Below are 19,227 nucleotides of genomic sequence, written 5' to 3'. Positions count from 1 at the left end.
GACACCCCGGCGGTGGGGGCACCGGCGGTTGGAACGCCGACGGAGACGACCGCAGGACGGGCGCCGGGCCCGGAAACCGCGCAGCGGGGGGGGGGGGGGGGGGAAAGCGGGGGGGGCGGGGCAGGGGGGGCGGGGGGGCCAGGCGGGGTCGGGGGGGCAAGCGGGGCGGGGGGGTCGGGCCGGGCGCTAGGGATGCCGTCGGCCTCCCGCCCCGCGATCAGTTCTCCCCGCCCCAGTCGAAGCCCCGCAGCGCCTCCAGGTTGCGCAGCGCCAGGGGTCCCGGGCCGTCCGGGCCCGCCGCCGGGGAGGTCGTGGTCGCCCAGGACTCCATGGCGACCCGGACCGCGGCTCCGGCCACGGCGGCGGCGAAGCGGTGCCTCGGGGTGACCGTCACCGGTCGGGCGACGCCTTCCTCGGCGTCGTCGACGTCCCGGGCACTCGTGTCGTTCGTGTCGACCGTGTCGTTCTCGACGCTCACGGCGTCCGGGGCGCCCATGGCAGTCGCTGCCGTGCGTGCCGCGAGGATCTCCGCCAGTGCGGCTTCCGACGCCTGGCACACCTCGGCCCACACCTTGCGCAGGGCGGGGCTCGTCACGGCCAGGTGGATCAGGGTCCTGACCCACTCCCAGGACGCCGCGGACACTCCGGCGCCGGGGGCGAGGATGTGGCGGACGGCATGCTCCAGGGCTTCGGGAACGGTGAGGCCGGGCGGGGCCTCGCGGACCGCTTCCGTCCAGCGCTGGGCGCCCGCCGCGTAGAGCGGGGCCACCGCCTCCTCCTTGGTGGCGAAGTAGCGGTAAAAGGTGCGCGGGGCGATACCCGCCGCCTGGGCGATGTCCTCGGCACGGGTGGCCCGCAGGCCCTGGCGGACGAAGAGGGCCGCCGCCGCGCGGGCGATCTCCATACGGGTCTCGGCCTTGCGCCGCTCTGTCAGGGAGCCCCCGGCGGAGGCGGAAAACAGCTGGTGAGAGGAGTTGCCGGTGGTATGGGGGGTGCTCACCCCGGCAGGCTATGCCCATGTGGCAGAATCTGCCATCCAGCGGTTCACCCCGGGGTTCAGGTACGGGGTGGGCCGCCCTCCAGCGTGTTCGGCCGGCAGAAGAGAGACCGGGCTCCGGCGCCTGGGGGGGAGAGCGCCGAAGCCCGGCCTTGGGAGGTCCCGGCGCCGGGGGGGATCGCGTCGGGACGCATGGCTCACACGGCATAGCCGATGTGGGGGGCGTGCGAGCCTGGGGAGTGCGGTCCGTGGGCCCAACTCCTGGGCCCTGAAAGGTTGTTCCCTCGGGCCCCGGAGTTGAAGCGGCGGTACAACGCCATGTTTGCGCCGTCTTTCGCCACGGCGTACGCCGCTCACGGCGCGCGTGACCTACAGCGCGGCGCGACTCACGCCGCCGCGTCGAAGCCGGTGTCGCGGGCCAGCTTCTTCAGCTCGAGCAGCGCGTGCTTCTCGATCTGGCGGATGCGCTCACGGGTCAGGCCGTGCTCCTTCCCGACCTCGGTCAGGGTGCGTTCGCGGCCGTCCTCGATGCCGTACCGCATCTTGATGATGGAGGCCGTGCGCTGGTCCAGGCGGCCGATCAGGTCGTCCAGCTCCTCGCTGCGCAGCAGCGTCATCACCGACTGCTCCGGCGACACCGCCGAGGTGTCCTCCAGCAGGTCACCGAACTGGGTCTCGCCCTCGTCGTCCACCGACATGTTCAGCGAGACCGGGTCGCGGGCCCAGTCGAGCACATCGATGACGCGCTCGGGCGTCGAGCCCAGCTCGGCGGCGATCTCGGCGGGCTCCGGGTCGCGGCCGTTCTCACGGTTGAACTCGCGCTGCACGCGCCGGATGCGGCCCAGTTCCTCCACCAGGTGGACGGGGAGCCGGATCGTGCGGGACTGGTCGGCGATGGAGCGGGTGATGGCCTGACGGATCCACCAGGTGGCGTACGTCGAGAACTTGAAGCCCTTGCGGTAGTCGAACTTCTCGACCGCGCGCACCAGGCCGGCGTTGCCCTCCTGGATCAGGTCCAGCAGGGGCAGGCCGCTGCGCGGGTAGCGCCGGGCCACGGCGACGACCAGGCGGAGGTTGGAGCGGATGAAGACTTCCTTGGCCCGCTCCCCCGCGGCGACCAGCGCCTCGAGTTCCTCACGGGTGGCGTCCGTCGCGCTCTCCTCGTAGCCGTCGAGGACCTGCCTCGCGAACACACCCGCTTCTATGGTCTGGGACAGCTCGACTTCCTTGGCGGCGTCGAGCAGCGGCGTACGCGCGATCTCGTCGAGGTACATACCGACCAGGTCCCGGTCGGCGATCTGGCCGCCGTGGGCGCGAACACTGCTTGCCGAGTCGGCCGTCTCGCCGGAGGCGGACTGACGACGGGCGACGGCACGGGTTGCCATGCGTGCTCCCTTGCGATGGTGGCTGGCGGGTGGTCCTGGCGAACGCTCGGCACTCTCGGCAGCCCGGTGGGACTCTGTCCGGGACTCTCCTCCGAATGCTGCGTCCGAGGGAAACAACGACTGGAATCCGGACACAATTCCCAACCCGCCCCCCAATTTTTCTGATCATGCAGTACCCTGTCCGCCCCACGGGCAGGCGGGATGTCGTCCGGACATACAGAGGTGCAGGTCAGGCCGGGAGTCGAAAGAGACCTGGAGGCCCTCACCGATCTCTGCAATCACTACGTACGCGAGACGTCCGTCACGTTCGATACCGCGATCTTCTCTCCGGAAGAGCGCCGCCCTTGGCTGCTCTCCCACCCGGAAGACGGCCCGCACCGCCTGATGGTTGCCACGGAGGGGCGATCCCGGCGAATTCCGGGGTACGCCCCATCCAGCCCGCACCGGCCGAAACCCGCGTACGCGACGTCCGTGGAGACGTCCGTCCACGTCGCCCCGGACGCCGGGCGGCGCGGAATCGGCACACCGCTCTACGACGCCCTCTGTTCGGGCGGTATACCGGGACATGGCCTGGCACGAGAAGGAGCTGGAGCCCCAGGAATCGCCGGCCCCCGAGGAAGCCCCAGCCCTGTACGAATCCCCAGCCCGGGAGGAAGCCCCAGCCCCCGAGGACCGAAGGATGTCGGGGGCCGAAGGCTGCCGGGGGCCGAAGGATGTCGGGGGCCGAAGGCTGCCGGGGGCCGAAGGCTGCCGGCCGAACTGCACCGGCCGGCCGTCAGCCGAACTGCACCGACCGCTTCGCCAGCCCCATCCAGAACCCGTCGATCACCGACTTCTGCTCGCCGAGCCCGCCGCCGGCCTCCGCCGCGCCCATGGTGACGAACAGCGGGGCGAAGTGCTCGGTGCGCGGGTGTGCGAGACGGCCCGCCGGGGACTTGCGGGTGAAGTCGAGCAGCGCGTCGACATCACCGGCCTCCAGCGCGCGGTGGCCCCAGTCGTCGAACTCCGCCGACCAGCCCGGCACTCCCCCGCCCGCGTGCCGCAGCGCGGCCAGGTTGTGGGTGAAGAAGCCGGAGCCGACGATCAGCACGCCCTCGTCGCGCAGCGGGGCGAGCTTGCGGCCGATGTCCATCAGGCGCTGGGGGTCCAGCGTGGGCAGGGAGATCTGGAGGACGGGGACGTCGGCGTCCGGGTACATCTCGACGAGCGGGACGTAGGCGCCGTGGTCGAGGCCGCGGTCGGCGATGTCCTGGACGGGGGTGCCCGGGGCGCGCAGCAACGCGCGGACGGAGTCGGCCAGGCCGGGGGCACCGGGGGCGGCGTACCGCACCTGGTAGTAGCGCTCCGGGAAGCCCCAGAAGTCGTACACGAGCGGAAGGGGCCGCGTCGCCCCGAGGGCGAGCGGGGCCTCCTCCCAGTGGGCGGAGACCATGAGGACCGCCTTGGGACGGGGCAGGCCGGCGGACCAGGCGGCGAGCTGGCCGGGCCAGACGGGGTCGTCGGCGAGCGGCGGGGCACCGTGGCTCAGGTAGAGGGCGGGCATACGCATGGCGGCGGCTCCGGCTGGTACTCGGTCGACCCCTCACGGGGTGCTTTAACTCTCAAGCTTCACCGTCAGCGTACGTCTTACTTGTTCAACTTTCAAGGAGATGCCTCGTACAGTGGACCGTATGAACACGGCACCGGACCCCGCCGCCGCGCGGCACCGCTGGCTCGACGACGAGGAACAGCGCGTCTGGCGCGCCTACCTGCACGCCACCACCCTGCTGGAGGACCACCTCGACCGGCAGTTGCAGCGGGACGCGGGCATGCCCCACATCTACTACGGCCTGCTCGTCGGCCTCGCCGAGGCACCGGGCCGCCGACTGCGGATGACCGAGCTGGCGATGCAGTCGAAGATCACCCGTTCCCGGCTGTCGCACGCCGTCGCGCGCCTGGAGAAGAACGGCTGGGTCCGCCGCGAGAACTGCCCGTCCGACAAGCGCGGACAGTTCGCGATACTCACCGACGAGGGCTACGAGGTGCTGCGCCGCACCGCGCCGGGCCATGTGACCGCCGTACGGCAGGCGTTGTTCGAACGGCTGAGCCCGGAACAGCAGAAGGCCCTCGGCGAGATCATGGAGATCGTCGCCGAGGGCCTTCAGCCGGACGAAGCGGGTGCGGACCTGCCCTGGCTCCGCTGACAGCCCGACGTCAGTGGGCGAAGACCGGCACCGCGTCCTCGACCGCGTCGGCGCCCTCGCCGGAGGCCACGCCGGTGGTGTCCGGCTTGCCGGCGTTGACGAAGGTCACGGCGATGGCGGAGGCCAGCACCAGCATGCCGACGGCGAACCAGATCGCGTTGGTGTAGCCGTGCACCATGCCCTGCATCTGGACCAGCTGCTGCTGCGGCTTGGTCGTGGCGGTGGCGATGTGGTCCTTGACGTACGACGTCGTCGCGGAGGCGGCGATCGTGTTCAGCAGGGCCGTGCCGATCGCGCCGCCCACCTGCTGGGAGGTGTTGACCATCGCCGAGGCGACACCGGCATCCCGGGGCTCCACGCCCAGGGTGGCCAGGGACATGGCCGGCATGAACGCCGTACCCATGCCCAGGCCCAGCAGCATCATCGCCGGCAGGACGGTCGAGGCGTACGACGAGCCGATCTCCAGCTGGGTCAGCAGGAACATGCCGCCGGCGGCGACCAGGAAGCCGGGGCCCATGAGCGCCCGCGCCGGGACCCGGTTCATCAGCCGCGCGCCGATCTGGGTCGAGCCGGTCATCATGCCCGCGATCATGGGCAGGAAGGCGAAGCCGGTCTTGATCGGCGAGTAGCCCTTGATGACCTGGAGGTAGTAGGTCAGGAAGAGGAAGGTGCCGAACATCGCGATGACCGCGATGCCGAGGGAGAGGTAGACGCCACCGCGGTTGCGGTCGGTGACCACACGCAGGGGCAGCAGCGGGGCCTTGACCTTGGTCTCGGTGACCACGAAGGCCAGCAGGAAGACCGCCGACGCGATGAACAGGCCCACGGTCAGCGGGTCGCTCCAGCCGTCGGACGCGCGGGTGAAGGCGTAGACGAGCGAGACCAGACCGACAGTGGACAGGACGACGCCCGGGATGTCGAGCGGGGAGCGGTTGCGACCGCCCTCCGGCTCACGGATGACGAAGTAGGCGCCGGACGCGGCCACGATGGCGAACGGGATGTTGACGAAGAACGTCCAGCGCCAGTCCAGGTACTCCGTCAGCACGCCGCCGAGGATGAAGCCGACGGCGCCACCGCCACCGGCGATGGCACCGTAGATGCCGAACGCCTTGGCGCGCTCCTTGGCGTCCGTGAACATCACGGCGAGCAGGGAGAGCGCGGCGGGCGCGAGAAGGGCGCCGAAGACGCCCTGGAGGGCGCGGGCGCCGAACATCATGGCGCCGGTCGTGGCCGCACCGCCCAGCGCGGAGGCCGCGGCGAAGCCGACCAGACCGGTGACGAACACGCGCTTGCGGCCCCACAGGTCCGCGAGGCGGCCGCCGAAGAGCAGCAGACCGCCGAAGGCGAGGGCGTAGGCCGTGACGACCCACTGCCGGTTGCCGTCGGATATGCCGAGGTCTCGCTGGGCGGAGGGCAGGGCGATGTTCACGATGGTGGCGTCGAGGACGACCATCAGCTGGGCGAGCGCGATGAAGACGAGCGCCTTCCACCGGTTGGCGTCACCGGCCTCACTGGACGGTGCGACGCCGCGAGCCTTGACGGCTGTTTCGGACATGGGGGTACCCACTTCGGTACTTCGTTGACGGAAAGTGACGAGAAGACGAGCTGGAACGAGCTGCTACGGCATGAGAGAACGGGCTGAGACGGACGAGGTGAGGGCCGGCGAGGCAGAGCTGGTCGTTGGCGCCGGTGGAAACGGTGGCGTCGATGGTGTCAGTGGAAGCGATGGCGTCGGTTGCGTCGGTGCAAGCGATGGCGTCGGTTGCGTCTTGGTGTCGTTGGCGTCGGCGGGGTTGCCGTTCAGGACCGGCGCAGCTCCTTGAGGTTCACGACCGCACCCGGCAGGGCCGAGCGGGCAGGGGCCCGCAACCCGTCCAGGAACAGCTGGAGGTGGCGGTGGACGAAGCGGTCACCGCTCGGGCAGTCCGTGCCGGCCGGGGGCCGGCTGAGCTGCGCCACGGCGACCAGCAGGTCACCGACGCCCACGTCGGCCCGGAGCTGTCCGGCCGCCTGGGCGCGGCCCATGATCTCCTCCACCAGCTGCTCGATCCGGTCCCGGCTGGCTTCCAGGTCGGGGTGGTTCTGGTCGAAGGTGGAGGCGACCATCGGACACAGCGCGCTGATCCGTTCGTCGGCAGCGGCGTGCGCGAAGCGTTCCAGCGCGGCGAACGCGTCACCGGTCTGGGCCAGGGACTGCTCGGCGGCCTCGGCCGTGCGGTCCAGGACCGAGCAGACGACCTCCCGGACGAGCGCATCGCGGTCCGGGAAGTTCCGGTACACCGTGGCGTTGCCGACACCGGCCCGGCGGGCGATCTCGTCGAGCGGCACGTCGGGGCCGTGCTCGACGAACATCTCGCGGGCGGCGGTGACGATCCGCTCCCGGTTGCGCAGGGCGTCGGCGCGGGGCCGGGGCGCCTTGCGCGGCGCGGGAGTTGCGGTCTCCACGGCGTTCTCCTCGGGTCGTAGGCAAGTCATAGGTCGCAGGCCGTTCCAGGCCGGTGCCGGTGATCCGGGGAGGGAGTCCCCGTTTCGCTCGGACACATGGCTAAACGGGGAAGAGCTCCCCGCTTATTTCCCACCCCAGGAAAGTTCGCACGTGATCTGGACCACACTCCGGGGCCCTCATCGGCCCAGGCCCCGGGATCACCCCCAACGGAATCGATGCCCCGTCACATCACCGCCACCGGCTACCCCCGGCCTCGCCCCGCCACGCCCCGCCACCACCGCCATCTCATGTCATGACACGTCATGTCCCGTTGCACCACTCACACCTCACTGCGCCTGTTTCACCCCCGCGCCGCCCCGGAATCCCACGATCGGTCTCTTCCAACGCGCGCCCCTCGCCCCGCCGCCAGAGGGTGAGCGCAAGGGTGCAGCCGAGACCGGCGGCTGCCGCGGAGCGAAGGGTCCATGCATGCAGCCGCAGACGCCCCGCCGCCGCATACGCCCGCGCTCCATACGCCCGCGCCGCGCAGCCCCCCGCCCCATAGCCCCGCGCCGCATGGCCGCCCTGACCGCGGTGACCGCACTGACCCTCGCGGTCAGCACCTCGGCCGGCACCGGACATCTCACGGCGCCCACCACCCCCGGGCCCGTCGGCCTGTCCCGCAACTCCGCCCTCGCACCCTGCCTGGTCCGCGGCAGCCTGGACGTGGAGATGACGGAGGGAGTACCGACCCCCACCGGCTACTCCCGCTCCACGGGCACGGTCCACGCCCTCACCCTGATGATCGACTTCTCCGACGCGCCCGGCGAGGGCAGCGCGATGGGCCGCTTCCACGAGTTCTTCCCGCAGACCCAGGAGTGGTTCCGCACCGCCTCCTACGGCCGCCTCGACTACCGACCCGAGACGCCCATCACCGACTGGCTGCGCATGCCGAAGCCGTTCCGGGCGTACGGCATAGACCGCGGCGCGCCCTTCGACCCCGGCTACCGGCAGCTGGTGCAGGACATCGTGGCCGCCGCCGACCCGGCCGTCGACTTCCGCTCGTACGACCTGCTGAACGTGCTGATCACCCCGAACGCGGGCCCCTCCGCACTGGACACCGTGCTGTCCGTGACCTTCGCCGGCAACACCGAGGCCCCGGTCGCCGACGGCGTCCACGTCGCCAACGCGTCCTTCGTCTACTCCCGCCAGGACGACGGCTCCGGCGCCTTCGCGCGCACCGGCTACCGGGTGCTGCCGCACGAGAACGGCCACACCTTCGGTCTGCCCGACCTCTACACCCAGGAGGGCGGCGGCGCGGTCGGGCACTGGGACATCATGAGCGAGGACTGGGGCGCCAACAACGATCTGCTCGGCTGGCACAAGTGGAAGCTGGGCTGGCTGGACGCGAGCCAGGTCAGCTGCGCGGTGCGGCCGGGCAGCACCGAGTACACGCTGACGCCGCTGTCGCGGACGGGCGGCCCAAAGCTGGTGTTCGCGCCGATCAGCAACCACAGCGGGTACGCGCTGGAACTGCGCGCACCGGGCGGCAACGACGAGACGGTGTGCAAGCCGGGCATCCTCATCTACAAGATCGACGCCTCTGTGGACACCGGCCAGGGCCCGGTCACCGTCTACGACGCCCACCGCGACAGCGGCGGCTGCACCCGCAGCCCCAACGTCCACGCGGAACTCTCCGACGCCACGTTCTCCCCCGGCGAGTCCTTCAAGGACCCGCACCACGGCATCACGGTCGAGGTGCTGACCGCGAACGCCGACGGCAAGTACCGGGTACGGGTGACCCGCCGCCGGCATTGAACGACGGGGCGGCACCCGGAACCGGGTGAGCCATCCCCCTCAGCGGAGCAATGCACCGATCTCCCCGGCGATCTCCCCGGTCATCAGGCGCAGCACCGAGGAGTCCGGGAAGTGGCCGCCACCGACGACGTCCAGACGGAATTCCGCGGTGGTCTCCTCGGCCCACGGGCTCATCAGCTCCGGCGCGGCCATGGGGTCGTCGGCGCCCGCGAACGCCCGGATGGGAAGGTCGAGCGGCACGGCCGGCCGCACGGCATGGTTGCTGAGCACGGTGAGGTCGGCGCGCAGCGTGCGCAGGATGCCCTTGAGGACGGCGGGATGGGTGAACACCTCGGGGGGCGTCCCGCCGAGCTCGCGCATGTACCGCACAAGCCCCTCGTCCGGCCCGTCCCAACCGCGGATCTCGCGCATCACCCCGGGGGCCGGACTGTGGGAGATGAACAGCATGCGCGGCAACGGCATCCCCCGCTCCCGCAGCGCATGCGCGAGCGCCCAGCTCACCCTGCCGCCCATGCTGGCGCCGTAGAAGGCGTACGGCTCCTGCAGAAACGGCTGAACGGCGTCCACCAGGTCATCCACGAGCGACCCCATGTCGACGTAGGCCGGCTCGGCGAACCGCTCCATCCGCCCGGGCAGTTGTACGGCCACGGGCTCGACGTACGAGGGCAACAGCTGCGGCCACTGCCGAAAGGCGGCGGCGCTCCCACCGGCATGATGAAAGCACAACAGCCGCACGGCATCACCGCGACCACCGTCACCGTCGCCGCCATCTCGCCGCAAACGCCGGAACCACCGACGAGCGTCACCGCCTGCCAGCTCCATACCCTTCAGCCCTCCCCCGTGCCGGAAACCGCACCTGCGATCACATCTAGCAGACACCCCGCAACGCTCCGCCCGCAGGGCACCGCCGCTCGGCGGACCACACACCGCCCTGAGCCATCCGCTACGCTGTCCCCAGCCAGGCCTGCACGGCCGGGCACGCCTTCGTAGCTCAGGGGATAGAGCACCGCTCTCCTAAAGCGGGTGTCGCAGGTTCGAATCCTGCCGGGGGCACAGAGAGAAGGGCCAGCTCAGGAGGGATTTCCTCCCAGGCTGGCCCTTTGACGATTCAGGGGTCGTGCCACAGGCGTGCCACTACGGGTCCGCGGGGTCCTTCTCGGATGTGCCGGAGACCACTCCCCCACCGCCCCGGATCATGGCACCGAGCCGGTCGGCGATGGCCCGGTCACGGTCACTGGTCATGTGCTGATAGATCAGCGCGGCGCGCGAGCTGCTGTGGCCCATGCGGGTCATCAACTCGCGTGTGCTGGCGCCGGCCGTCGAGGCGAGCGTATTGCCCGTGTGCCGCAGGTCGTGGAAGTGCAGCTCGGCGGTGACGCCAGCAGCCTTACGGGCCTTGACCCAGTCGTCCCGGAAGTTGCTACGCCGCAGTTGTCCGCCCTGCGGTCCGACGAAGACGTGCCCGTCGCGGCCGGAAGCGGCGAAGTGCTCCAGGTGCTCCGTGACTGCGTCGAGCAATTCGGCGGGGAAGGAAACGGAGCGCACCCCGGCCGCGGACTTCGGCGCCTTGTCGAAGAGCCGGCCGTCCTGCAGCTCGGCTTGCGCGCGGCGAACGGTGACGGTCAGTCCCTCCAGGTCGATGTCCCGGCGCCGCAGGGCCGCCAGCTCCCCGAACCGCAGGGTGGTGAAGGCCGCCAGGAGGACGAGCAGCCGGTAGCGCGGCGCGATGGCATCGGCGATCGCGAAGACCTCCGCGACCGTGAGAACTGGCCGCTCGGGCACGTCGTAGCGGTCCGCGCCCTTGATGCGGCACGGGTTGCGCCGGATCAGCTCGTCGTCCACGGCGGTGTTCATCAGGGCACGCAGCAACTGGTACGCCTTGACCACCGACGGCTCGCCGACGCCGGCCGCCAGGAGCTTGCCGCGCCAGCTACGCACACGGGCAGTCGTCAGGTCGGCCACCGTTCCGGCCCCGAACGTGGGCAGGATGTGCAGCCGCATCACCGACTCGTTCCGCTCACGGGTGCGGTCGGCCAGCTTCCGGTCCCGCAGCCACGCGGTGGCGTACTCGGAGAAGTTCACCGCCCCGGCGTCCGGGTCCGACCACTGCCCGCGCGCGACGTCCGACTCGATGTGCGTCAGCGCGACTTGGGCATCGGTCTTGGTCGCGTACGTCTTCTCAGCCGGACGCAGTTGCCCCGTCTCCGGGTCCCGGTACCGGACCTGCCAACGGCCGGACGGAAGCTGCCTGACCGAACCGAACTCCCGGCCGCGCTCTTCAGGAGCGTTCATCTCGGCATCAGAACGCTGTGACCCACGACTATTTGCGTTCTCCGATACAGCCCGATAGTACGCCGCGTCAAGGCTTCCCATCATGCCGTTATCGTTCAGAGCTGCTCGTACAGTATGCAGAAACTTGAACAGGCTTTGATCGGCTTGATTGCACTGAGTGATAAGGGTGCGATCAGCCTCTGTGTTACCTTCGTGCAGTTCAGCCAGATAACGCAGAAACTCGGCATTGATTGGTTAACTCGCGACATGACTTCATCTGCAACATGGGACGCTATGGCAGGTCCATGCACCGCCACAGCCGCGTAGAGAGGCTGCAGGTCGTGAAACTTGTTCCGGTAGCGATTAGCTATTTCCTTGATGGTATCTTCGTCCCGGAAGTCGATGCCATCCATTATGGCGTCGACGGTGAAATGCCGCATGGCTGTGACCTGACTTCGCACTTCGCTCACGAATCTGATATAGGATTGCGCTCTTGGATCCCGTTGCTCCTGAACGTATTGCGCAGCCAACTGCATGCGCAATTGATTGACCTGAGTGCGAAGCTGCGCATTCCCTTGTTTACTTGCCAGCCATGCGGTGAAGCCGGTAGTAACCCCTGTTCCCACACTTCCGATCACCGCACCGACAAGGCCAGCCAACCCAGCATCCATGGCTTCATCGTGCCCGCCTCGACGGCTGGCGCGCAGGTGATTCCACCCTTCGCCCTAAAGCGGCTCGGTCGCGAGACCCGCCGGCCCGTCTCCCGAAGGAGCTCAGCGGGGTAGCGGGTAACGCGGGACTCTGAGGTCCAGGACTGTGATCCGACACCACTGAGGCCGTCCGAGGCCGCCCAGCGGCGACCAGTGAGACTCATTCGGATTGCGAAGCATCCCCACCCTTCATCGCATAGGTGAGAATAATTCCGATCAGCACCAAGCCGGTGAGTCCAGTAAGGACCACAATAAGTTCAGCCCTCCCTGTAATCGGGGCGACACTGTTACCCAACGTCGCCAGGTTAGTCCAGCTGACGTAAAAATAATCAAGTGCTCCGCCAGGGTGACCATCGGGAAATTTGAAACCGTTCCTCGCTTGAACTTCAGCGATGATAGCGAAAATCAGCGTCGCCTGAAAGAGGAAGATACCCCAAGCCACAATTGCGGAACTAGCCTGCATCCTTACCCGCCCAATGGCCAACTCCAGTCCCACCGCGAGGATTTCCGCCCACCTCCACCACGCAATTACCACCGCCCCAGCCTGGGCCCATTCAGCAGCACCCCTCCGATCGTGATCATTTGCAAGCAGTAGTGCCGCCACGAGAGCTGCGGTCACGGCGATCACATAGACCTCAATGGGCCAAGACTTTCCCCTCGATTTGTGAATAATCCATTGCGAGGGGGTAAGCCACTTTAGCAACTCAAACAAATATTGCACCGTTGGAGACATCAATACGCTGTCGAATTTTCGCTCTTGCGTCGTCGGGTGGGCCAGTCGGTGCAACAGGTTACGAGAGGGCTCCGACACGTTAACTCCTCTTGCGGTGACTTTTTTGCTTTCATGTCTCAGCATTCACCATGAGAGGATCGAACCCATCCCCCAGCATCGACACCAGGTACATTGGTGATCTGGTATTGTCACCCCTTCTCGGCAAGCAGCTCAACACCCAGGCACTACGGCAACCAGGGTGTTCGCAGAAGCTGGGGCCGACGGCAGTGACGGCAGCGCTGACGGCGACGGACGGCAGCGGCACTCGGCAGCCCGGCGCGGTACTGAATAAAGTGCCAGCGACGCAGCTGGCCAAGGCTTGCCCCCATCTTCTAAGCTCTTGGTCGTCATTGCGTCATGAGTCGGCATCCGGCGCCATGCTCATGAACTTGCGGAATCAAGCGTGTGCCGCGCTGCGGTCGTGAACCGCTCGCGAATACCTTCGCGGGCTTCCTGGTTGTTCTTGAGCTCAGCGACGATCGCAGTCGCTTGGTCAAGGAAGACAGCAAATTCGTCATTGTCCTCGTGCGCCTGAGCGATTGCAGCGTTAGCGAGTTCCTCGGCCCGTTCGAAGGCCTCGAACATCACGTCCGCTCCAGGAGGCACTCGAACGTCCTCGATTGCCTCCGCCGTAAGCTCTTGCATCTGCCTTGTAGCCTCCTCCATGGCCTCAACAGCGGATGCCATCGCTGGTAATGTCCCGCTAGTAATGCGTTCGGCTGCCGGCCGCTGCGACTCTGCGAGTTGCATGAGTTTGGTCGCTAGGTCCACGTCGCGCCGAATACTGACGGCGAGCTCTTCCGCTGCCCGAGCCACCTCGGCTGGTCCTAGGATGTCGATCCGCCTCGCGCGCTCTGCCATGCGGCCAGCAGCTTCCTTCAGCGGGTTGATTCCCGGCGAGTCGGAGTTCCCCGGAAGACCCACGGAGCCAATGATGCGAAGGCACTCGTCCCAGGCTGCTAGGAAACCTTCGTACGCCTGAAGCCGCTGTTGCCGCAGCCAGTGGGCTTGATCGACGTCGGCTTGATCGCGGACTGCTGCAAGGTGACTTCTGCACTGATCAACGCTCCCTTCTTCGCGGCACGGGCACCAACGACTGTGCCAGCTAGTCCGAACACCGCAGCCACCAAAGCGAGAACAAGTTCCTTCATGAGCAGACATCATCGCGGCGGCGGCCGTCAGGCGGAATGGGGCGTCTCACAGGGCCTGGTTCCACAGCGCAAGAGGCTCCTCAGGCCGAGCCCGGAACCGTTCGGCTCTGACTAGCGCTGAGATTTCGACCCCGGGAGCGCAGTCGGCGCTGGCCCACTTGGGGGCCCTCGGCAGATGTCAGCCCACCTGCCCGGCTCGAACGGGGCCAGCCCTCCCCCTCCACGGCAGGCCAGTGCTGCAGATGCGGCCGGCGCAGGATGGGACAGCGTTCAGCGTCCCCGAACTGACGATTCACGCGCAGAGGTGCAGCAGGGATGAGTGTCTAACTGCGTGACAACGCCGATGAACAGCGGCGGACGAGCGCGAACGTCTACGGACCAGCAGCGCAGGTGAGAGCCAGATCACCTCAAGGCAGCGCCCCCATCTAGTTGCTTCGGGAGCAAGCGGTCTTGGAGTAAAGCCGGACCGTCCTGCACCACCCATGATGAGCCTTCTGCAGTGCGGCGAGGCGCCCTAGGTTGCGAGGCGCCTCTACGACGACATCGACCAGCGACGCCACTAAATGTCCACGAGCGATGGAAGACCATCAGGAAGGGCCTCCCATCGCCAGCGGAGCCGTGTGCCGCTGGCTACGGGTTCGGTGTCGAGCTGGCCGTAGAGCTCGGTACGGAGCGAGGCACTGGAGCCTGAGCTTCGTTAGTCGTCGAACTGATGAGCACGATGCCGACCACGGCGGCGCATGCTACGACGAATCCCAGGAACACCAGTCGCTGCTTCTGCACAGTCGCCACCCGCCCCCTGGCGTCATCGGCAATGATCCGGTACTTGGACGTACGGTGTTCGAAGAACTTGGTGATCGAGTCCTTGGGCAGGTTCTTGACGATCCTGGCCAAGGCGAGCACCACGCAGACTGCACCGATGGGAATGATGGCCTCCGGGGAAGCCCCATCGAGGAATTGGAAGAACACGATCTGCTGACCCTTATCGTGAAGGTCGGCCAACCGGGGCTATGTCGAACTGCCTTGACCACGCGTGAAGCACAGTTCGAGGCCTGCACGAGACGGACGGACTTTCGCCGCGGAGAGGCGCACCAGAGAGGACTCCCGCTCGCGCAGGGCGCTGCGCCGCCACCCACTTACCGCTCAAGCGGGCAAATGGGCGGCGGAGCAGCACGCTCAGGTCGGGCCGGTGGACTATCGCCCCTGTTGATGGGGGCGCCGGCTCATTGTCTGGTTACGCCTCGATGCGATTCTCAGCCCTGCGGCCCTTGTTCCAGGCGATAGCGACCATGCGGTACGCGGTGGTCACCCGGGATCCCGTGCCCCCGTTGTGGAACCCACCCCGTGAGGACTGGCCGAGGATCTCGGAACGCCACTTGGCTGCACTCCCCATGCTCAGGATCTTCCTGGCCAGTTCCTTGTCGTCGACGAGGTCGCCCCAGCGACCGAGGAACATGCCGATGCCCCCGAGGAGCATGCCGTCCCAAGAGTCCGCACCACGCGCCCACGCGTCCTCCGCGACCGTGAGGGTGCGGTCGAGCACCATCGCACCGTAACGATCCACAATCTGCAGCACGCCAGCCACAGCGCCAACGGTGTTCGTGGAGGACGAGCCGAGGGTCAGCCCGTGCTTCTGAAGGACCCTGTCCGTGTCGATGTACAGGGGGACGCCACCGGTGAGCCCGACGTGATACTCATCGATGGGGCGAGGCTTGTGGGACTCCTTGTTCTTGATCAAGAACAGGATGGCTTCCTGCTCCTGCGTAAGTCCGTGGTGGACCTCGGCCCTGATAGTAGGAATGCCAGCCAGCACGCAGGCACGCCACCGGTGCTGTCCGTCGACGATGTAGAGGTCGCCGTTGGAGCGTTCCGAAGCGATCACGGTCCCGATGGCCCCAGGGACCAACTTGTCGGCGATCTTCTGTGCCCGCCGCTCGTTAAGTGTCCGCTGTGCCTGAGGATCAATATTGAACTCAGAGATCTTGACCTCAACCCCGTAGTCCACTCTGTGGTCGGGGATGTGGAATGCATATCCACCCATAGGCATGCCGGCCTTTCAGCGCATAGATCCGCTACAGGCGCTGCGTAGGGTGGATGCTTCGGCCATGCCGGATTCTGGGAGACAGCGCTTCTCTAGGTAAGCACGTCTCCGTGATCGTTATCAAGTCATGGTCAGAGCTGAGTAGTTGCCCGACGGGTCGGAAGCCATCGGGCTGCACCGCATCGTCGAGCCCCCCAGCAGACCCGTGGTACATCAGTGCGCGGTGCTGGCCACACTCCCCGCACCATGCAAGCCAATTCGGGGGGCCAAAGTGGGGGCCAAACGACGCAGCCAGCCCCGGACACTGCTGGACAGCAACGGACGGTGCCAGCCAGAGGATACGCAGGCCGACGAGCCCACAGGGAGGCTGCCGATGGACTGATCGCGTTCGGGACGAAGAAGTCACCGCGCAATGTCTCGTCACCACGGTTCCGCCGTCGCAACTCGCTCTAACGGACGTCGATCAAGCAGCGTGGCTGAGGTCGGTGGGGGCAGCGCTGCACACGCGCGCCTGATCGGTCGACGCACCCGCCATCGTGGCTGACTGTCGTCGGCCGGGGTTCAGACCTGGGTTCACCGCACACCGGTGCTCCTCCTTGCCTGGGCCATCCACCGACCTAGCTGCGCGTTGTCCTGGTTCGACCATCACGAAGCCCTCAGGCGCTTTACAGTGGCCTCGTCGAGACGCGCTGACCGAGGAGGAGCTCTCATGCGATGCCCCTTCTGTTCAGCGTCCACGGTCGTCGTGGACATCCGCGAAGACGAGTACGGTTCCGTCCGGCGACGCCAGCAGTGTGCCGCATGTCAGCGAAGATTCACGACCGTTGAGACCGTTTCGCTGGTCGCTATCGTGCGTGCCGGAATCACAGAACCCTTCTCGCGGCAGCGCGTGATCACAGGCGTCCGCACGGCAGCACGCCGAAATTTTCGCGTTGTCGATGCACTCGCTCGATCTCGCAGGTCGAAGAGGCGCCTCCTAGCTAGCCCCGCTATCTGCCGCCAGCCTGAACGCCAGTTGATTGAGACCAGCACGAACGGCGCTTGGTCGCCGTTCACGCTGGTTCCTGCTTCGGGCCGGGGCTGATCCAGCGTCGCCGCTCTAGTCATCTAATTCCGCACGCGAGGAGCGCGGTGCGCGGTCCGGCCCTTGAGCGCACCCACGCCTTCATGGGATCACTGATCCACGACCTTGCCATCAACATCCTCAGCGGCCTACTGGTCAGTCTGACCGGACTCGCACTCCGGAGGCTGCGTCAACGCCACATCCGCAGGCGCAACGAGCTGCCATCAACGACTGAGACCGGTACCGGCGAATAACGGCGGGCACTTGCCACGTAGTGACCCCGCCCTCTTGTCACGTGAGGCCGTTCCGCTCTCGAACCAGACCGCAGCTTGAGGTGAGCGAGATCGTCGGCTGCGACGTGTTGAAGGCCAGGGTCAGGTCGCAGTCCTTCATCGAAAGATCACCCTTCCCCGAGTCGACGCGCAGGGTGGGTAAACCGTAGGCAAAATATGACCTCCCGTTTTGCTTGGAATTCCAACGATTTGAGACGGGCTTGCAGGATTGGCTGCAATCTCGCTTAACCGCGTTCGCGGTCAAACGGACGTGTCAAACCTGGTCAGCGCCTCGGTGTGACTCAAATAAGAGTCAAAGCGACAGGTCAAGTGATAGGTGCAAGGCGCTGCTTGCCCCCTTCAACGCGCTTTGCGTAGGCGCCGCCGTGAGCCTCAACATGATGCACAAAGCGGTGCCCGCCTCCACCGCGCTGGTGCGACCCGGACGACGGAGGCGGGCAGTGAACCTATGGAGGCTCGATATGAGTTTGCCCCCTGTCCCGTGGGGCCTGTCAAACCCTGCCGTCCGACCATGGCTGATCACAGTTGTCGTCATCGTGCTGGTGTCCTGTAAGACGGCTGCCAGCGTTGCGAGTGTCTGCGCTGACGCAATGGCGCTTGTAGCCGGTCTGCTTGCTAGCGGTACAGCAGCGAAGTACAGCAACCCCAGCAACCAGCCACGCCCGCAAGCGTCCTCGTAAGACCGTAGGGCGGCCGGTGTGACCCCACCGACCGATCCGCATAGAGCTACGGATCAGAAGGTCGTGCCCTCAGCGTCAGTGACGCCGAGGGCATCGCCGCCTTGACACCCAAGTTGGGCCAGCAGCCCGCCCAAGGTGGCGAGACGTGATCAGCTTGAGGCGTGGAGTCCATCATCGCCAGCGCCATAGCCGTTCTTGGGACCCTACTTGGGTCGGGGATCACTCTGGCGTTTCAGCAGCGCACGACCGACAGGAGCCATCAGTTCACCCGCCGCGAGAAGCTTCGGCAGGAGCGACTCGATGCCTACTCCGCCTATGCCGGCGCGTTGGTCAACTATCGCCGCTGTCTGGTCCATCTGTGGTTCTGCGAGCATGAGCAGCCGCCACCGGAGGACCCTGACGCCGTTCGTATTCGCGCCTACGACTTGCGGTCCAGTGCCCAGGAGGCCCTATTCCGGGTGCAGATGTTGACGGATGACGACAGTCTGAGTCGGACTGCGGAGGACGTGCTTGCGGACATCACGGAGCTACCCAAGGTGGACACCAGGGCTGAGCTGGACGAGCTGAGAGCACGCACCCGTGACAACATCAGCCGACTCGTCAGCTCAGCGAAGCAGCACCTCTGAGGTACTTGCACCGGCCCCTGGGCTGACTCCGTACGCCGACGGACCGCACCACAACCGCACCAGATCGAACTGGGAACAGCGGGGAACCACGGTGAATGAGGCAGCACCCGCCGAGGCCCCGAGCGAACCGTTCATCCAGGTCAGCGCCGAGACCAGCCCCAAATGCTCGCAGCTTCCCAAGCTGATGCCGCCAACGGAGTCGGCACGGGCAAGCCGCCTCAGCGCTGCCCTCGCGATGTTCGAGTGCCTACGATCGCGCAGTGAGCTACGACATCTACTTCTTGAACCGCCGCGACGGGCAGTCCTGGGACGAGGTCCTGGAGGCGATGGAAGACGCAGCCGAGGACAACGAGCCGATTCCCACCCACCTCCTTGAAGCATGGGACCGAATAATGCCGCAGGCTCGGGCCCTGCTGGGCGAAGTAGAGATCACGCAGTACGAGCAGGAGTCACGGGACCTGAGTCACTCGGGCACCGGCATCGACCTGTCCGTCTTCAGTGACGAGGTGACCATCACTGTGCCCTACTGGCATGCGGGGGACGACGCTGCAGTCGTGCTCGGCCAGGTCTCCACCCTTGCGGCCATTGTCGAGAAGGAGACCGGGCTGACTGCCTACGATCCGCAGACGGAACGTGCGCTGGCGGAGGCGCCGCCGGAAGGCTCGGTTGGGCTGATGTCGCGAATCACCGAGGACTTGCGCAGCCGCTACGGCGGTTGAGCACCGGGCACCGGCGGAGCCAGCCAGGTTCCGAGCCGTCTGCTCGCCGCGTGCCACAGTCGTGCCAGATGCAAGGGTCAGCCACGGTCAACG

At 67.1% G+C, this 19,227-nt stretch carries 19 protein-coding genes and 1 tRNA gene; 7 read left to right on the top strand and 13 right to left on the bottom strand.

All coding sequences use genetic code 11. The annotated features are described in order from the left end of the window. Window positions 1-217: 217 nt before the first annotated feature. Together K7G59_RS14760 and K7G59_RS14755 are read right to left on the bottom strand one after the other, a co-directional pair. The gene (locus K7G59_RS14760) at window positions 218-904 is read right to left on the bottom strand and encodes a TetR/AcrR family transcriptional regulator (protein WP_225834253.1); all 687 of its coding nucleotides are present in this window, start codon (window positions 902-904) and stop codon (window positions 218-220) included. A 479-nt stretch (window positions 905-1,383) separates the two neighbouring features. Further along, on the bottom strand, window positions 1,384-2,382 hold the full coding sequence (locus K7G59_RS14755) for an RNA polymerase sigma factor RpoD/SigA (RefSeq protein WP_225834227.1): 999 nt from the start codon (window positions 2,380-2,382) through the stop codon (window positions 1,384-1,386). Between the two features lie 201 nt (window positions 2,383-2,583). Between K7G59_RS14755 and K7G59_RS14750 the strand changes: the two genes are divergently transcribed. Then, window positions 2,584-3,261 (top strand): GNAT family N-acetyltransferase, encoded by a 678-nt coding sequence (locus K7G59_RS14750; RefSeq protein ID WP_225834225.1) that lies wholly within the window; start codon window positions 2,584-2,586, stop codon window positions 3,259-3,261. Here the strand turns inward: K7G59_RS14750 and K7G59_RS14745 are convergent. Continuing rightward, on the bottom strand, window positions 3,158-3,925 hold the full coding sequence (locus K7G59_RS14745) for a dioxygenase (RefSeq protein ID WP_225834252.1): 768 nt from the start codon (window positions 3,923-3,925) through the stop codon (window positions 3,158-3,160). The genes K7G59_RS14750 and K7G59_RS14745 overlap by 104 nt on opposite strands. Before the next feature lie 127 nt (window positions 3,926-4,052). Here K7G59_RS14745 and K7G59_RS14740 point away from each other — a divergent pair, with 127 nt between their 5' ends. Next, window positions 4,053-4,565 (top strand): MarR family winged helix-turn-helix transcriptional regulator, encoded by a 513-nt coding sequence (locus K7G59_RS14740; RefSeq protein ID WP_225834223.1) that lies wholly within the window; start codon window positions 4,053-4,055, stop codon window positions 4,563-4,565. A gap of 10 nt (window positions 4,566-4,575) precedes the next feature. Here K7G59_RS14740 and K7G59_RS14735 read toward each other — a convergent pair whose 3' ends face one another. Both K7G59_RS14735 and K7G59_RS14730 read right to left on the bottom strand, forming a co-directional pair. Next, window positions 4,576-6,120: an MFS transporter gene (locus K7G59_RS14735; RefSeq protein WP_225834221.1), complete on the bottom strand. Its 1,545-nt coding sequence runs from the start codon at window positions 6,118-6,120 to the stop codon at window positions 4,576-4,578. 245 nt (window positions 6,121-6,365) lie between these two features. After that, complete coding sequence (locus K7G59_RS14730; protein ID WP_225834219.1) at window positions 6,366-7,010, bottom strand: TetR/AcrR family transcriptional regulator; 645 nt, start codon at window positions 7,008-7,010, stop codon at window positions 6,366-6,368. A gap of 469 nt (window positions 7,011-7,479) precedes the next feature. On the opposite strand from K7G59_RS14730, the gene K7G59_RS14725 reads away from it, so the two are divergent. Next, window positions 7,480-8,808, top strand: coding sequence for a M6 family metalloprotease domain-containing protein (locus K7G59_RS14725; RefSeq protein ID WP_225834216.1), 1,329 nt, complete (start codon window positions 7,480-7,482; stop codon window positions 8,806-8,808). 39 nt (window positions 8,809-8,847) lie between these two features. Here K7G59_RS14725 and K7G59_RS14720 read toward each other — a convergent pair whose 3' ends face one another. After that, window positions 8,848-9,630, bottom strand: coding sequence for a thioesterase II family protein (locus K7G59_RS14720; protein ID WP_225834214.1), 783 nt, complete (start codon window positions 9,628-9,630; stop codon window positions 8,848-8,850). A 158-nt stretch (window positions 9,631-9,788) separates the two neighbouring features. On the opposite strand from K7G59_RS14720, the gene K7G59_RS14715 reads away from it, so the two are divergent. Further along, window positions 9,789-9,861, top strand: a tRNA-Arg gene (locus K7G59_RS14715). An 81-nt stretch (window positions 9,862-9,942) separates the two neighbouring features. On the opposite strand, the gene K7G59_RS14710 is transcribed toward K7G59_RS14715, so the two are convergent. The 7 genes from K7G59_RS14710 to K7G59_RS14680 all read right to left on the bottom strand — a co-directional run bounded on the left by K7G59_RS14710 (window position 9,943) and on the right by K7G59_RS14680 (window position 15,753). Then, window positions 9,943-11,100 carry a site-specific integrase gene (locus tag K7G59_RS14710; protein ID WP_225834212.1) on the bottom strand — a complete coding sequence of 386 codons (1,158 nt, stop codon included), beginning with the start codon at window positions 11,098-11,100 and terminating at the stop codon, window positions 9,943-9,945. Window positions 11,101-11,195: 95 nt separating this feature from the next. Beyond that, a complete protein-coding gene (locus K7G59_RS14705) occupies window positions 11,196-11,750 on the bottom strand; it encodes a hypothetical protein (RefSeq protein ID WP_225834210.1) in 555 nt (184 codons plus the stop codon). Window positions 11,751-11,949: 199 nt separating this feature from the next. Continuing rightward, entirely contained in the window at window positions 11,950-12,600 is a 651-nt protein-coding gene (locus K7G59_RS14700) for a hypothetical protein (protein ID WP_225834208.1), read from the bottom strand. Window positions 12,601-12,942: 342 nt separating this feature from the next. Continuing rightward, a complete protein-coding gene (locus tag K7G59_RS14695; protein ID WP_225834206.1) occupies window positions 12,943-13,422 on the bottom strand; it encodes a hypothetical protein in 480 nt (159 codons plus the stop codon). Window positions 13,423-13,520: 98 nt separating this feature from the next. Further along, complete coding sequence (locus K7G59_RS14690; protein ID WP_225834204.1) at window positions 13,521-13,712, bottom strand: hypothetical protein; 192 nt, start codon at window positions 13,710-13,712, stop codon at window positions 13,521-13,523. A 630-nt stretch (window positions 13,713-14,342) separates the two neighbouring features. After that, complete coding sequence (locus tag K7G59_RS14685; RefSeq protein WP_225834202.1) at window positions 14,343-14,714, bottom strand: hypothetical protein; 372 nt, start codon at window positions 14,712-14,714, stop codon at window positions 14,343-14,345. Window positions 14,715-14,946: 232 nt separating this feature from the next. Then, window positions 14,947-15,753 carry a ParB/RepB/Spo0J family partition protein gene (locus K7G59_RS14680; protein WP_225834200.1) on the bottom strand — a complete coding sequence of 269 codons (807 nt, stop codon included), beginning with the start codon at window positions 15,751-15,753 and terminating at the stop codon, window positions 14,947-14,949. A 709-nt stretch (window positions 15,754-16,462) separates the two neighbouring features. Here K7G59_RS14680 and K7G59_RS35335 point away from each other — a divergent pair. From K7G59_RS35335 to K7G59_RS14670, 3 genes are all read left to right on the top strand, one after another. Further along, a complete protein-coding gene (locus tag K7G59_RS35335) occupies window positions 16,463-16,837 on the top strand; it encodes a hypothetical protein (RefSeq protein WP_374114228.1) in 375 nt (124 codons plus the stop codon). Between the two features lie 1,113 nt (window positions 16,838-17,950). Then, on the top strand, window positions 17,951-18,415 hold the full coding sequence (locus K7G59_RS14675; protein ID WP_225834198.1) for a hypothetical protein: 465 nt from the start codon (window positions 17,951-17,953) through the stop codon (window positions 18,413-18,415). Window positions 18,416-18,675: 260 nt separating this feature from the next. Continuing rightward, window positions 18,676-19,134, top strand: a complete 459-nt coding sequence (locus K7G59_RS14670) for a hypothetical protein (RefSeq protein WP_225834196.1) — start codon at window positions 18,676-18,678, stop codon at window positions 19,132-19,134. The last annotated feature ends 93 nt before the right edge of the window (window positions 19,135-19,227 follow it).

This window comes from Streptomyces sp. NK08204 (assembly GCF_020400585.1).
GTDB lineage: Bacteria > Actinomycetota > Actinomycetes > Streptomycetales > Streptomycetaceae > Streptomyces.
This window is presented reverse-complemented; position numbering and strand designations above follow the sequence as displayed.